This window comes from Alteromonas sp. McT4-15 (assembly GCF_020515205.1).
Classification (GTDB): domain Bacteria; phylum Pseudomonadota; class Gammaproteobacteria; order Enterobacterales; family Alteromonadaceae; genus Alteromonas.
This window is the reverse complement of the sequence record NZ_JAJALG010000001.1, coordinates 270132-283559: the sequence shown is the minus strand read 5'-3', so window position 1 is coordinate 283559 and position 13428 is coordinate 270132. Positions and strand designations below refer to the sequence as shown.

Annotated in this window: 17 protein-coding genes; 12 read left to right on the top strand and 5 right to left on the bottom strand. The window is 45.6% G+C overall.

Annotated features, from left to right (window positions below; genetic code table 11):
- The first annotated feature begins 64 nt into the window (after positions 1–64).
- Positions 65–475, top strand: coding sequence for a hypothetical protein (locus LHL20_RS01260; protein ID WP_226431933.1), 411 nt, complete (start codon positions 65–67; stop codon positions 473–475).
- 48 nt (positions 476–523) lie between these two features.
- On the top strand, positions 524–2632 hold the full coding sequence (locus LHL20_RS01255) for a TonB-dependent receptor (protein ID WP_226431932.1): 2109 nt from the start codon (positions 524–526) through the stop codon (positions 2630–2632).
- A 20-nt stretch (positions 2633–2652) separates the two neighbouring features.
- Here LHL20_RS01255 and LHL20_RS01250 read toward each other — a convergent pair whose 3' ends face one another.
- A complete protein-coding gene (locus tag LHL20_RS01250; protein ID WP_226431931.1) occupies positions 2653–3423 on the bottom strand; it encodes a sulfite exporter TauE/SafE family protein in 771 nt (256 codons plus the stop codon).
- 160 nt (positions 3424–3583) lie between these two features.
- Between LHL20_RS01250 and LHL20_RS01245 the strand changes: the two genes are divergently transcribed.
- The 10 genes from LHL20_RS01245 (at position 3584) to LHL20_RS01200 (ending at position 10528) form a co-directional block, all read left to right on the top strand.
- Positions 3584–4030, top strand: a complete 447-nt coding sequence (locus LHL20_RS01245; RefSeq protein WP_226431930.1) for a hypothetical protein — start codon at positions 3584–3586, stop codon at positions 4028–4030.
- 120 nt (positions 4031–4150) lie between these two features.
- Positions 4151–4339, top strand: coding sequence for a hypothetical protein (locus LHL20_RS01240; RefSeq protein WP_226431929.1), 189 nt, complete (start codon positions 4151–4153; stop codon positions 4337–4339).
- A gap of 286 nt (positions 4340–4625) precedes the next feature.
- Positions 4626–5033 (top strand): YybH family protein, encoded by a 408-nt coding sequence (locus LHL20_RS01235; protein ID WP_226431928.1) that lies wholly within the window; start codon positions 4626–4628, stop codon positions 5031–5033.
- Positions 5034–5159: 126 nt separating this feature from the next.
- Complete coding sequence (locus tag LHL20_RS01230) at positions 5160–5870, top strand: hydrolase (RefSeq protein ID WP_226431927.1); 711 nt, start codon at positions 5160–5162, stop codon at positions 5868–5870.
- A 69-nt stretch (positions 5871–5939) separates the two neighbouring features.
- Positions 5940–6293 (top strand): c-type cytochrome, encoded by a 354-nt coding sequence (locus LHL20_RS01225; protein ID WP_226431926.1) that lies wholly within the window; start codon positions 5940–5942, stop codon positions 6291–6293.
- A gap of 30 nt (positions 6294–6323) precedes the next feature.
- Positions 6324–7892 (top strand): amidohydrolase, encoded by a 1569-nt coding sequence (locus LHL20_RS01220; protein ID WP_226431925.1) that lies wholly within the window; start codon positions 6324–6326, stop codon positions 7890–7892.
- Positions 7855–8157 (top strand): pirin family protein, encoded by a 303-nt coding sequence (locus LHL20_RS01215; protein WP_226431924.1) that lies wholly within the window; start codon positions 7855–7857, stop codon positions 8155–8157. Before LHL20_RS01220 ends, LHL20_RS01215 begins: the two co-directional genes overlap by 38 nt.
- Positions 8158–8187: 30 nt before the next feature.
- Positions 8188–8589, top strand: a complete 402-nt coding sequence (locus tag LHL20_RS01210) for a pirin-like C-terminal cupin domain-containing protein (protein ID WP_226431923.1) — start codon at positions 8188–8190, stop codon at positions 8587–8589.
- Positions 8590–8737: 148 nt separating this feature from the next.
- A complete protein-coding gene (gene folE2, locus LHL20_RS01205; RefSeq protein ID WP_226431922.1) occupies positions 8738–9661 on the top strand; it encodes a GTP cyclohydrolase FolE2 in 924 nt (307 codons plus the stop codon).
- Positions 9662–9733: 72 nt separating this feature from the next.
- Positions 9734–10528, top strand: a complete 795-nt coding sequence (locus LHL20_RS01200; RefSeq protein WP_226431921.1) for an HAD family acid phosphatase — start codon at positions 9734–9736, stop codon at positions 10526–10528.
- A 57-nt stretch (positions 10529–10585) separates the two neighbouring features.
- Here LHL20_RS01200 and LHL20_RS01195 read toward each other — a convergent pair whose 3' ends face one another.
- From LHL20_RS01195 to LHL20_RS01180, 4 genes are read right to left on the bottom strand one after another with little or no spacing between them, the layout of a single operon-like run.
- Entirely contained in the window at positions 10586–11566 is a 981-nt protein-coding gene (locus LHL20_RS01195) for an AgmX/PglI C-terminal domain-containing protein (RefSeq protein WP_226431920.1), read from the bottom strand.
- Entirely contained in the window at positions 11563–12099 is a 537-nt protein-coding gene (locus LHL20_RS01190; RefSeq protein ID WP_226431919.1) for an ExbD/TolR family protein, read from the bottom strand. The genes LHL20_RS01195 and LHL20_RS01190 overlap by 4 nt, the downstream gene beginning before the upstream one ends.
- Entirely contained in the window at positions 12096–12683 is a 588-nt protein-coding gene (locus LHL20_RS01185; protein WP_226431918.1) for a biopolymer transporter ExbD, read from the bottom strand. Before LHL20_RS01185 ends, LHL20_RS01190 begins: the two co-directional genes overlap by 4 nt.
- Positions 12684–12689: 6 nt before the next feature.
- Positions 12690–13355 (bottom strand): MotA/TolQ/ExbB proton channel family protein, encoded by a 666-nt coding sequence (locus LHL20_RS01180; protein ID WP_202262810.1) that lies wholly within the window; start codon positions 13353–13355, stop codon positions 12690–12692.
- Between the last annotated feature and the right edge of the window lie 73 nt (positions 13356–13428).

Genomic DNA, 13428 nt, shown 5'->3' with positions numbered 1-13428 from the left:
TAGCTGGTAATTTACTTTATGCTGACGCTATTATGAAAAAGCGCTAACTTTTTTGCGGGTATCAATGCTGACTCGATATACCATCACCACCGTACTTTGCCTTACTCTGCTTATGCAAAATGCATTGGCATTGGGCCTTGCCGCGTTTTCTATGCAGCAAGCGCAGGCTTTTACCGGTGACGATATCGAGCTGATATGTACTGGCAAAACCATGCGCTACATTTCGATAAGCGCCACAGAGCTTGAGGGTGAGTTTGTTTTTATCAGCCCGGAGCTACTCAAAGCCCCAGCACAAAGCGTAGATTGTACCAACGGTACCTTAGCCGACCTACCTCAATCAGACGACATCGACACGTCAGACTTGGCAAACATCGAAAGCATTCGCTATCAAGCGCTGGTTGCGCGTATTGCTCAGCAACCATACACTGCTTTTGCTTATGCTGCACCGCTTAGCCGTGCACCACCACGCTCATAACTTACCTCCAATACACATAAATACCTATCAACACTAATTGGATTTGTTATGAAAAAAACAGTTGTCGCGCTGGCGCTTGCTAGTGCACTTTCTTCGCCTGTGGGGGTCGCACAAACCCTACAACACGACAATAAAAACAGCACAGAAGTTATTACCGTTATTGGTTCACCTATTACCTTGAGTACTAGCGAGACTATTGCCTCGTTAACCAACAACCAGGCCGATTTTGGCGATCAGCTTGTTACACTTCCAGGGTTGAGTATTGCCCGCAATGGCCCGGTAACGGCGTTAATTCAATACCGTGGCATGTTTGGCCCCCGCGTGGGCGTGACTATAGACGGCGTAAATATCAACGGCGCAGGGCCCAATGCGATGGACTCGCCGCTGTCCCATGTATTGCCGGAGCCTGGCATGACAGCCACGTTATATCGCGGCATTACCCCGGTAAGCGCAGGTATAGAAACCATCGGAGGTCAGCTTCATATCCAGTCTGACGCACATAACCTGTTTAATTATGCCAATGTACCCAATGGCAATGAATTTCAAGGTAGTGTCAGCGCAAGCGTAGTGTCGCCGGGGAGTGGGCAGCAATATCAAGGCAGTGGATTATTTAATGCTGACAATGCATTTGTAAGCGCTGCATTTATCCATCAGCAGCGCGATGAGCGAGAGCCCGGAGATGGTATGTTGATACCCAATGCTCACTACCAACGCAACGGGGTAAAGCTGCGCGCAGGTTACGAGTGGGGTAAACACCAAGTTGATATTAGCTATCAGAACCTCAACACCAATGAAAGCGGTACTCCAGCGCTGGCAATGGATATCGCCTTTATTGACGCTGCGTGGTATCGGTTTGGCTATCGCTACAACCAGTCAGATGCGTCTTATTTGACGTTAAGTGTATTCGGTAATGACAATCAGCACACTATGGATAACTTTTCACAACGACCGCTGATGATGCCAGCGATGGCGCGCCAAAACGATACAGATTCGGTGGCCCAAGGTATAGATGTCACGTATGTGATGCCGTGGCAAGATGGCGAATTAACCCTTGGCACAAACCTTCTGCACAATAGAAATAACTCCATCATTACCAACCCTAATAATGCCGCGTTCTTTGTAAACAATTTCATCAATACCGAGCGTGATATCGCAAGTATTTTTGCTCAATGGAATAGAGATACAGAGCGTTACCTTACCACCCTTGGTACACGATTCACGCGGATAGACATGGACGCTGACCCTGTCAATTCAAACATGGTGATGATGAACAGTGCTATCGCTACATTGGTAGACAATTTTAACCAGTCATCACAAGATGAAACGTACAATATGCTGGATATCGCGGCGACGTTTCAATACCGCGTGAGTCGCAATACGCATATAGTGATCGGTGCGTCTCAGAAAAATCGCGCACCAACCTATTTTGAGCGTTATACCTGGCTACCATTGGGCATTACTGGCGGTATGGCAGACGGTTTCAATTACATTGGCAATCTTGATTTGGACAATGAAACCGCGCGCCAAATTGAATTGGGCATTGATGTACACACGGATAAATGGACATTCTCACCGCGTTTTTTCTATCAAGATGTTGAAAACTATATTACTGGTATGCCAAGTACGAATATGGCGGCCAATATGGTGTCGACCATGATGACAGGCATGGCACCTTTTCAGTGGACTAACACGGATGCCGTTATTAAAGGGATAGATGTTGAACTGCACGGTCAGCTTACCGAAAGCGTGAACGTTAATGCCGTTGCAAGCGTTCAGCACGGTAACCGAGATGATATTGACGACGCGCTATTTCGCATTGCACCTGAACAACTCATTACCACGGTGTCTTGGCAAACGTCGCTTGGCAACGCGCCGTTAACTATGCAGCTAATATCAGAGCTCTCAGGTCGCCAAAGCCATGTATCTGCGCTTCAAAACGAACAAATTACGGCGGGTTTTGGTCTTATTCACATTAATGCGTCATGGCAAATTCTGCCAGAGCTCGTTGTAACCACACGACTCAACAACGCCTTCGATAAATACTATGCACCGCATACCGCAGGCATAAATCGAATTATGGGAAGCGAACTCCCTCAGGGCGAGAGAGTGCCCGGCGCAGGTCGAGAATGGCAGCTTTCGATGCGTTATCAATTTTAACCGTCTTTGTGGCCTGTCTGTTACAGCAAGCTCGTTATCGCTTGAAAAATAAGACGGCAGGCCAGTAACGTCACCACAACTTTAAACGCCAACATAAATTTGTCAGCGGGCACGCGCTTGAGTACTTTAAGCCCAATAAATGTACCCATCGCGCCGCTGGCAATCATGGCGATAATAATGCCGCCCCACTGCACAAACGAAAAACCCACAAACGTGAACACAAAGGCCTTTAATCCGTGTTGAAATGTCATGCAGCTGGCGAAAGTGCCCGTGATCTGCATTTTGCTATAGTTATTTCTATGCACAAATGCCGCCACAAGAGGGCCTGTCGCGCCCACAAACATCGATACAAGTGTTGTAATAAGGCCAGCTAACGCTCTGCCTGCAGCAGACATTTCTTGCGCCTTAGGCTTGCTACCCCACACCAAAAACAAAATAAAGCCGGCAACCGCAAACTGAATAAACACCAAAGGCAATTGCACAACAATAAATGACGCCATCACAGCACCTATCAATGCGCCAATAGAGAAAAACTTCAGCATTTGCCAGTCAATAAACTTTAAAGTCATTAACGCTCTGTTTCCGTTCGAACCAAGCTGTACTAGTCCGTGCACCGGAATAAGTGCGCTGACAGGCATGGTCCCGGCCATAACGGCAAGTAACAAAACGCCGCCACCAATACCTAGTGTCGCGGTCATCAGCGATGTAAAAAAAGAAGTGAGAATAAGCAAGCAACTTGAAAAAGGTGTTAGTGCCCCTTCGGCGGTTATTAACGCAATCAGATATTCCATTTAACACCCTCTCAACAATTGTTACAGGCAAATGCGATTTGCATTATAAAAACTAATGCAAAATTACAATTTAACTCAATTGTGCAATCCTAATTTATGATTAAAATGCGCACAACTTTTGATTATTATTTGTTTAACACTACTTGTTTTAGGAATTGTCATGCTTAAATTTGTTGCGCCGTTACTTACTCTTGCTTTTGTCGCTTCTACTGCTAACGCTCTAGAGTTCGAACTAAGCGATAACTCTCAATTTACAAAGGCTTGCGTAGCTGCTGTAGAATCTAACAGCTCTCTAGAAGACGTACTTCGCGACAACAACATCCGCGCGCTAAGCAAAGACGAAGTACTTTGTAACGACACGCCCATTGCAGAGTTCGCTCGCACGTACAAAAAGCAAGAATCTAGCAATACAAATATTAATGCAATTTTCGAAAATACAAATGCATCTAGCGAAAGCAAACTATGCATTGCGGCAGCAACATCAAATACTGCATTTAATCAAACTAAGCGTCGTTTCCTTACTAAAGTAAACCCAAAGCAGGTTGTTTGTAACGGTATGGCATTGGCAAAGTTTGCTAAGCAATACAATAAGTCATTCAACGGCTAATAGTGTTTTAGCAAAAAAATACCTAAGGGCGCCACCAGGCGTCCTTTTTTTTGACCTTTTTCTGATCATTTCTTCCAGCCGTACCGTTTAAATAACGTTCGCACTACGCGGTGAAATATCATGCTCTCACCTTCAAAACCTTCGCACCATCTCAATAACGCGTTTAATGCACTTCTTGATAAGCAAAGTACCAAAGCTGCCAAACGGATTGCACGACAAGTACTCTTCAACAATGGTTTTACTGACAGCGATATTACTCAATGTTTAAAGCAGCGAACGCTGCAAGCAATGTTTATCTTCGAAGCCTAAAGGCAGTGACACTGCCGCCGTCATCTAATTACATTGCATGCAACATTAACGCGCTAAAAAGTTGACTTTGCTTACCCGTCGTTGAATACTCGAACTATCAAAACACAGGTAAATATAGTTATGCGCGATAGCGCCGTAAGTTCACTAGCAACACTTAACATTATTATTCTCGCTATTATTCCAAAATGGCGGGTCAGCTAGTGCGTAATTAAGAATTCCACGAAACCCGCCGCCAAGGCGGGTTTTTTTATGGCTCGAATTGGCGGAAAACAAAGAGACGACAGCCATGAACACTTCAATAACTCAGGTTTTGCATACCCTTCACCACGCAGTTAACAATGGTGACTACGATACACTGTCTAGTTGCTACGGTAGCCGTGCAAAAGTTGTTGCTACCCCATTAAGCCAGTTATCTGCTGACAATACTGAACACCATGATTGTGTAAGTGCTTTGCAGCAATTTCAGCAGAAGTTTATGCCAGAACACCTGGTTACCACGGGTGATGAAATAGTGATAGAGGCCGGCGATGTTGCCCTAGTCATCGCCAAATTGTATTTGGTGCCAAAATCTACACCTAACGCTCTACCTTGTGAGGGGAAAAAAGCACTGTATGTTATGCAAAAACAATTAACAGGTGAATGGCGCTGCGTTATCGACAACTTCTTCGGAACAGACTTAGTAGACTTTGCGTAAACCAATAATCTAATTTTTAGAACGATTGATGTATTTTTTGAACATTTTAAACACAACAAATAGAACCTAATATTTATCTCGAGGTTAACGAAGTACTTCAACACTTTTTACCAAGAGGAAAATACAATGTTCAATTTTAAGAAATCTGTAGCGGCACTTGTAACTGGCTTAACCCTTCTAGCACCTTCAGTACACGCGGGGGAGCCAGCCAAGAGCTTACTCACACCTGACAACCACACTGTTATTTTGATTGATCATCAGCCACAAATGGCTTTTGCAACTCGCTCTCATTCAATTGAAGACGTACGTAATAATGTGACTGGTCTGGCAAAATCAGCAAAGGCATTCAACGTGCCAACGATTTTAACGACTGTAGCTGAAAAGTCATTTAGCGGCCCATTGTTTCCAGAGTTAAAAGCTGTATTCCCAGAGCAACGTCCTATTGACCGTACCACGATGAATACATGGGAAGACAAACGTGTTACAGACAAAGTAAAACAATTTAAGAAAAATAAAATTGTTATTGCAGCACTTTGGACCGAAGTATGTGGCGTAGGCCCAGTATTATCGGCAATTGAAGAAGGTTACGAAGTGTACTTTGTTACAGATGCATCAGGTGGTGTATCGAAAGAAACTCATGACATGGCAGTTCAGCGCATGATTCAAGCAGGCGCACAACCTATCACATGGTTGCAGTATCTACTTGAACTACAACGTGACTGGGCTCGCACTGATACCTACGTTGACGTAACAAACATTGCTAAAGAGCATGCTGGCGGATACGGCTTAGGTCTTATCTACGCAACAGAAATGTTCAACGCGAAAGAAGGTCAGTAGGCCTTGTCAAACAGGTGAGCGGCTTTCGCTCACCTGATACGTACATCTAACTCATCCGAGGGGCTCGCCATGAAAACCTTATCGACTTTATCTTTAGCCACGCTGTTTGTACTTTCACCACTGTCATTTTCAAACGCTTACGCCAACTCAAATTCTACTGCGTACGACAAAGGCTACGCGCTTGCTCAATACTGTATGGGCTGTCACGGTGAAACGGGTATTTCACCAATAGAAAGCAATCCGAATTTAGCGGGTCAAAATAAAAAATATTTAGTTTATGCCTTAAAGGCATACAGAGATGGCACGCGTAAAGGTGGAATGGCCAGCATTATGCGCCCAAATGCATCGGGGTTAAGTGATGACGACATCGACGCCTTGGCCACCTATTTTTCATCCCAAAGTGGCAAAACTGCTACGCCCTAGTAACAGCCCGATACTTAAGGAACCTTTAATATGAATACTTTTACTAAGCGCTTTGCTGGTATAGCAAGTATCGCCAGCGTTGCCTTGGCATTGATAAGTCCAGGCATAATGGCTGCGCCAGAACTTGTCGTAGTTAACGCCAATATTACTGCAGCAGACACAAAACAATACCGTGCACTTAGTGTTGAGAATGGCGTATTTAGCGAATTCTCAAACCGTTCAGACTTACTATTATCGCAGGCAGATAACAACACCACTGTTATTGATGCCAAAGGAAAGCGCCTTATAGCAGGAATAAACGACTCTCACCTTCACGTGACGCGAGGTGGGCGCTTTTACAATCTAGAAACCCGCTGGGAAGGCATCACATCACTCAAGGCAGGGCTAGCTATGCTAAAAGCGCAGGCTGAACGCACGCCTAAAGGCCAGTGGGTTCGCGTAGTCGGCGGCTTCAGCCCGTACCAATTTGAAGAAAAACGTTTGCCAACACCACAGGAGCTAACAGCGATTGCGCCAGATACGCCTGTATTCGTTCTACACCTCTATTCCGGTGGTGTACTCAATCAAAAGGCACTAGAAGTACTTAACATTAACAAAGATACCAAAGCGCCTGAAGGCAGTGTGATAGAACGTGATGCAGCAGGTAACCCTACCGGTGTTTTACTTGCTCAGCCCAACCCGATGATTCTTTACAAGACTATTGCCGCACTACCTCAAATGACAACTGACCAGCAGCTTAATTCAAGCCGCCAGTTTTATCGTAAGCTGTTAAGCCTTGGCGTAACCAGCGTGATTGATGCGGGAGGCGGTGGCCACAACTTTCCCGATGATTACATTGCCAGCGAGACATTGGCGAAACAAGGTGAATTACCTATTCGAGTATCTAACTATCTGTTTCCGCAGGTTCCTGCTAAAGAAATGCTTAACTTTATGCAGTGGATGCATGCGTTTGAAGCTGATGAAAACCACCATTCACACCTTGAAAATGGCTATGTGATAGAGGGTGGTGGGGAACTTTTGACTTATAGAGCATCAGATTATGAAAACTTTCGCGCGCCAAGACCCGAACTTCCTGATGATGCGGAACATGCCCTTGAAGAAGTTATTCGTCTGCACCTGCTAGAGGGCTGGCCATTTCGCTTGCACGCGACTTATGATGAGTCGATTACTCGTATTTTGAATGTACTTGAGCATATTCATAACACGCAGCGCGTTGATAGCGTGCGCTGGATTATTGATCATGCCGAAACCGTGTCTGATACGAACCTAGCGCGAATTAAAAAACTGGGAGGCGCTATAGCAGTGCAAGGTCGCATGGCCTTTGCGGGTGAGGATTTTGTTTCGCGCTATGGCAAAGCCCAAGCCGCTCGTACGCCTCCCATTCAAGCGATGATAGACGCCGGAATTACCGTAGGGCTTGGCACTGACGGTACAAGGGTATCTAGTTTTAACCCTTGGGCGACCTACTATTGGGCGGTTACTGGAAAAACCGTAGGGGGTTTTGCATTAGGCAGTACACCTTTAGAAAGGCAAACCGCGCTTCAACTTTTTACATCGGGTAGTGCCGCACTTTCCCGCTGGTTCTGGCATCAACGTTAGGCCTCACCCACACATTGGACTTGCTACCATTAGTTATCTGATGGAAGGCAGTATGCTGCACCGTGACAGCTTGGGTACTATTCAAGAAATTCAGCCGGGCGATGTAAACTGGATGACCGCGGGCAAAGGAATTGTGCACTCTGAACATGAAACCATTGAGACCCGTGGTAGCGACCACGTATTAAACGGGCTTCAGTGTTGGATAGCACTACCTGAAGAAAAGGCGGATATGGAGCCCAGCTTTATTCACATTAATAAAGCGTAGCTGCCCTATATTCACAGAGAAAAGGTGCTTATGCGCTTGATAGCGGGTGAGGCTTACGGCTACACCTCACCAGTGAAAACCTATTCATCTATGTTCTATTTGGACGTTATCACCGAGGCAGGCGCGGCTATTGAGCGCCCTTGTGGCGACTCACAAACAGCCTGTTATGTCATTTCGGGGCGCGTCAAAATAGGCGAAAGCACATTTGAAGCGGGTTCATTTGTATTGCTTGATGATGAAAGTGAGATTGTAACGATAGAGAATAGTCGCTACTTTTTGTTAGGCGGCCAAAAGCTGGCAAAACAACCTATTTTAAAATGGAATTTCTTGGCCTATTCAAAAGAAAAGATTGCAGAGGCTGAGCAGCACTGGGCAAATGGACAGTTTCCAACAATACCGGGGGACGACCGCGAGTTTATACCTTTGCCATAACCCTCTCCAAAATTGCGTTAAGAGCTAAGAAAGAGCAGATATTCCCTGCTCTGTTTTGTGCTCATTTGGCTATTGTGCCATGTGCCATGTGACAAACACCTCCTTTATTATGTTATATTATAACGATACATAAATTAGGGAGATTACCTTGTCTAATTACACTTCTTCTGTCTTGCCCGATATCACACACGAGTCTTCTTCTTTTTCCAGCTCTCGGATTGACGCGGTTGGTATGCAAGGTATTGCACTTCCATTGACCATTCTCGATAGCAAAGGCACCGTTATTGCCAGTACAGCGAAGGCAAATGTAACGGTAAGTCTTGACGACCCTCATGCTAAGGGTATTCATATGTCGCGATTGTACAATTTACTGCAAGAACACCTTAGTAATAAGGTACTTGGCAACATACAACTGAGTGAGTTAATGGATGCGTTGGTATCGTCTCAGGCAGGGCTGAGTACATCTGCAACACTCTCTATGCAATTTACACTTACCGTATCAAGACCAGCTCTTATCAGTAAAACTGCGGGCTATCAGCATTATGATGCAGCACTTACATTAAAGAACGACGGGGGAAAAATTCGAACACAGCTATGTATCAGTATTCCCTATTCAAGTACTTGTCCTTGCTCGGCATCGCTATCGAGGCAAGCGCTGGCAGAAGCATTCCAGGCGCAGTTTGAAAATAAACCGCTTGATACAAATGTGGTAAGCGAATGGCTTGCGTCTAAACAGGCGAGCATTGCCACAGCGCATGCGCAGCGCTCTTTTGCACATATTACGCTAAACTTGATGGAGAGCACGATACCAGACTTTGTTGACATTATTGACCTAGCTGAAAATACGCTAGCGACACCGTTACAAACAGCGGTAAAACGGGAAGATGAGCAAGAATTCGCTAGACGAAATGCGCAAAACTTAATGTTTGTAGAAGATGCGGTAAGACGACTACATGATGCGCTGTCTACGTATTCTCACGCCACCTATTTTCATGTCAAAGTAGAACATCAAGAAAGTCTACATGCGCATGATGCTGTTGCAGAGATAAGCGGTGCGATTAATTCACACTAGTGCGCCCAATACAGCATTGATACAGCAGTCATACAACAGTGACAACTCATCAATTCAGTTAAGGAAACTACGTTGACGTTAACATCTTCACATTCAAATTTAGTACGCGCTGTGGTGGCAGCTGGCGTTGCAGCGACAATGACAGCATGTACAAGCACAACTTCGACTTCACTGCAGGGCCCTAAAGAAAGCCCTTCTCTTTCCACCGCTGTGGTTTATCAAACAGAAAGTAAAGAGTACCCATTGTTAAGTCAATTTGTATACGCACAAGCTATTGACGCGCTCCCAGCTCAATTTAATGCCACAGACGTAGTGGTAATGGATGTGGACGAAACGGTACTCGACAACAGTCAGTATCAGCGTGAACGAGAGTCACAAGGTTTGGGTTATTCGCCGTCAAGTTGGGAAGCGTGGGTAAAGCGCAAAGAAGCCTCGCTTGTGCCTGGTGTGGCTGAGTTTTTAAAAGAAGTCATCGCACGAGATGGTAAAGTCGCACTTATCACTAATAGAGACAAACGCCTAGACAGCTACACATGGGAAAACCTATTGGCGCAGTCGCTACCGTTAACGCCTCAAAACACCTGTGTGATGGGAAGAGTTCAGCGAGATAAGGACGTTGTTGGGCAAACAGGTATTGTGAACGACAAAGACTTACGTAGACAGCAGCTTACCAATGGCGAGGCAGTTTGCAGTATCGACGATGCTAACCGTGGGTGGCAGAAACCACATGCGATCATCATGCAAATAGGTGACAACATTGAAGACTTTGCCGGTGTTACCCAAGAGTCTGCGGACGTTAATGCACTTTCACCTCAAACGGGAACGTCACTGTTTATCTTACCCAATCCTATGTATGGTTCTTGGTAGCAATAACCGCATCGAAGGGCACTTCAAACGAAAGCGCCCTTCGAAAAACAATAGAATCTAATAAGGTAAGAAGTTAAATGCGTATTCTAATTTGGTTTGTTTAACATTTGCCGCGCCAAAATTAATCATGCCAATACGCGCCAACAATTTCTTTTCAAGCGCATCGTTGTTGAGTTCACTGCTAATAAGCGTGACATCCGACAAGCTACCATCTGGCTCTATAGTAAGGCTCACTGTTACCTTACCTTCAAGCGCAGGATCTTGACGCAGTGCACGACGATACAATGAATACACGGCACCTTTGTTGGCATCTAGTGTCTTGCGGATGAGCTCTATATCACGGTCGCCCACTATTAGGCTTTCTTGCACTATACGCTTGCTCGCAAGCGACGCGGCGCCCTCTTCAGGTGCAGAAAATTCGGTGGTTTTCCTGCCCGCTAATTCACCACGAGCTCCAATATTTTGACTGATTTCTGCGTTTTTCAGCCCACCACTCGTGGTGGTTGCGACCTCTTGACCAATCCGTTTGCGCGAGGATTGTTCTTGCTTACCCGCCCCTTCAATGGTTTGAGTATTGGCCATATTATTGACATTCATGTCGTTGCGCATGCTGGCAATGTCATCCGCAAAGGCAAGCAAACCGGTCTTTTTAGCATTTTCACGAGCTTGGGCGACCTTTTCTTCTTGGGTCACTTTTGGCACTGGTGGCGCGGGTTCTGGCTTAACCTTTTTGGGTTCAGGTTTAGGTTCTGGTTTGGGCTCTGGCGGCGTTTCAACGACTGGTGGTTTCTCTTTTACTATCGGTTCAGGCTCTACCACCGGTGGAGGGGGTGGTGTAACAGGCTTTAAAATTCTGGCCAACTGCGGGGGAATTGATTCTTTTTCTTCACGCGTTTGCTCTGGCAATTGTACCCACTGCACAACAAGCGCAAACATCAGGGTTAAACCTAAGCAAGTATAGGTAATCCGTGAAAACGTTTTGTTGTCATTGTCACTTGATGCCCAAGGTAATTGGGTTTGATAGTAGCTACTGCTCATACCTCACCCTCGCTACTAAGTAGTTGCTCAACAGCTAATGACACATCGGTATAACCTGCCTCGGCACAGGTGTACATCACCTTTTTAAGCACTGCATAAGGCACAGATCTGTCACCCATAATGGTAATCGCTTGGCCTGCGGCATCGCTTTGCTTCGCTGTTACTGCCTGTTGCATCACCGCACTTTTTTGACGTTTTTGGTTGTGATACTCAAGTTCTTTTGCCAGTGCTGAAATTGTATCTTGGTTATCTTGAAGTGCGCTGTCTACATCGGTCACTTTCTTCCCTTGCAACACAATAGCGTCGTTATTCACAAGTATTAACAAGGTTTCTTTCGCGGGCGTGTCGGATGTTGACTCTGGTAAGGTGACCGATTTATGGTTATCCAGCACCTGCACATCTGATGCATTTAGCATTAAAAAGAACACCAAAATTGTGAAGATATCCATTAGTGACACTAAGCTAAGCTTTGTTTGTTTTGAGTTGCGCTTATGATTGCGCGCCATACGTTTAGCTCGTACTGACTGCTTCATGGCGTCTCCCCTTGTGTCGCACTGTATTCAGGCTTTTTAGCCTGCGACCAGTCAATTTGTGCCATGTGCTCAGGTACTTCTGCAAATGACACCTCGGGAAAGAGCGCAGCATCAACCACAGAAGCGGCTACTACGTCTTTGTAAGAGCGTGTGCGCGATAACAGCGTGATCAAGGTTTGATAGTCAACGTTATCTGACACCATCAATGCAATGTCATCTTTTTGCGTATTCTTGGCCAGTAAGGTTTGCTTCAATTGCTTAAGAACTTGTTGTAACCCATCCCAGTCTTGCACTATCTCACCGGTATTTGCATCTTCCAATACCGGTAACTGCGACACTAGATATCCTGACGGAAAGTACACCGCACTACCTTGTGGAGTTACCACCACCTCAATGTGTTGTTGCTCAATGCTTTCCCCCTCACCAAGGGCACTCAGGCCCGGTAGTTTTAGCTCAACTACCGTAATTCGCGAGAAAACCATCATCATTAAGAGCACGGGAACCAGAACAATCATTAAGTTTAAGAATGACGTGATATCCAGTTCAGCATCCGCTTTTTCGAGGCGTTTACGTCTGCCTAACATAATCGATTACTCGTCAGATTGGCGGCTTCGTGGCGCTACCGAGCTTTTCGCCATTAGGGCATTCAGACACTTCACCCCAGCCATTTCCATGCTATCTACAATTTCTGTCGTTTTGGTTTGCAATACCGAATGAAAACCCAGTAAAGGAATTGCGGCAATAAGGCCAAATGCAGTGGTGTTCATCGCAACCGAGATACTTTGTGAAAGTAGGCTCGCCTTTTCGGAAGGGTCTGCGTTGGCAACCGCTGAGAACGCAGCAATAAGACCGATAATAGTACCTAGCAAGCCCAGCAATGTTGAGATATTCGCCAGCGTACCTAAATACGGTGTACGTTTTTCCAAGCGAGGAATCGTTTCCATCAGCCCTTCTTCCATCGCATATTCAATATCTTCACGACGTGGACTAACTTGAAGTCGCGCAATACCAGCGCCAATCACGCGGCTAATAGGCGCACTGTCTTGTTCGCCCATTCGGCGAATTTGATCGTATTTTTGTTGATGTAATAAAGGTTCTAACTCAGCAAAGGCGCGCTTATTGGTCCGTTTCGCTGATGATAAGAAGAAATACCGCTCTATTGCGATGGCTACGCCCATGGCAAGAACTACCGCAATGGGGAACATAAATGAACCGCCTTCTTGAAAGAAACGCACAATAACATCGAAGACCTGCATGATTTTTCCTCTTTAACAATTAACAGCGAAAATAGTGTTCGCTACATAGTGTTAGTTGTATCGCATTCTTGCG

What these genes read in the sequence shown, in the direction of transcription:
- LHL20_RS01260 (WP_226431933.1), top strand. Translation starts at nt 65, where the DNA reads ATGCTGACTCGATATACCATCACCACCGTACTTTGCCTTACTCTGCTT.
- LHL20_RS01255 (WP_226431932.1), top strand. Translation starts at nt 524, where the DNA reads ATGAAAAAAACAGTTGTCGCGCTGGCGCTTGCTAGTGCACTTTCTTCG.
- LHL20_RS01250 (WP_226431931.1), bottom strand. Translation starts at nt 3,423, where the DNA reads ATGGAATATCTGATTGCGTTAATAACCGCCGAAGGGGCACTAACACCT.
- LHL20_RS01245 (WP_226431930.1), top strand. Translation starts at nt 3,584, where the DNA reads ATGCTTAAATTTGTTGCGCCGTTACTTACTCTTGCTTTTGTCGCTTCT.
- LHL20_RS01240 (WP_226431929.1), top strand. Translation starts at nt 4,151, where the DNA reads ATGCTCTCACCTTCAAAACCTTCGCACCATCTCAATAACGCGTTTAAT.
- LHL20_RS01235 (WP_226431928.1), top strand. Translation starts at nt 4,626, where the DNA reads ATGAACACTTCAATAACTCAGGTTTTGCATACCCTTCACCACGCAGTT.
- LHL20_RS01230 (WP_226431927.1), top strand. Translation starts at nt 5,160, where the DNA reads ATGTTCAATTTTAAGAAATCTGTAGCGGCACTTGTAACTGGCTTAACC.
- LHL20_RS01225 (WP_226431926.1), top strand. Translation starts at nt 5,940, where the DNA reads ATGAAAACCTTATCGACTTTATCTTTAGCCACGCTGTTTGTACTTTCA.
- LHL20_RS01220 (WP_226431925.1), top strand. Translation starts at nt 6,324, where the DNA reads ATGAATACTTTTACTAAGCGCTTTGCTGGTATAGCAAGTATCGCCAGC.
- LHL20_RS01210 (WP_226431923.1), top strand. Translation starts at nt 8,188, where the DNA reads ATGCGCTTGATAGCGGGTGAGGCTTACGGCTACACCTCACCAGTGAAA.
- LHL20_RS01195 (WP_226431920.1), bottom strand. Translation starts at nt 11,566, where the DNA reads ATGAGCAGTAGCTACTATCAAACCCAATTACCTTGGGCATCAAGTGAC.
- LHL20_RS01190 (WP_226431919.1), bottom strand. Translation starts at nt 12,099, where the DNA reads ATGAAGCAGTCAGTACGAGCTAAACGTATGGCGCGCAATCATAAGCGC.
- LHL20_RS01185 (WP_226431918.1), bottom strand. Translation starts at nt 12,683, where the DNA reads ATGTTAGGCAGACGTAAACGCCTCGAAAAAGCGGATGCTGAACTGGAT.
- LHL20_RS01180 (WP_202262810.1), bottom strand. Translation starts at nt 13,355, where the DNA reads ATGCAGGTCTTCGATGTTATTGTGCGTTTCTTTCAAGAAGGCGGTTCA.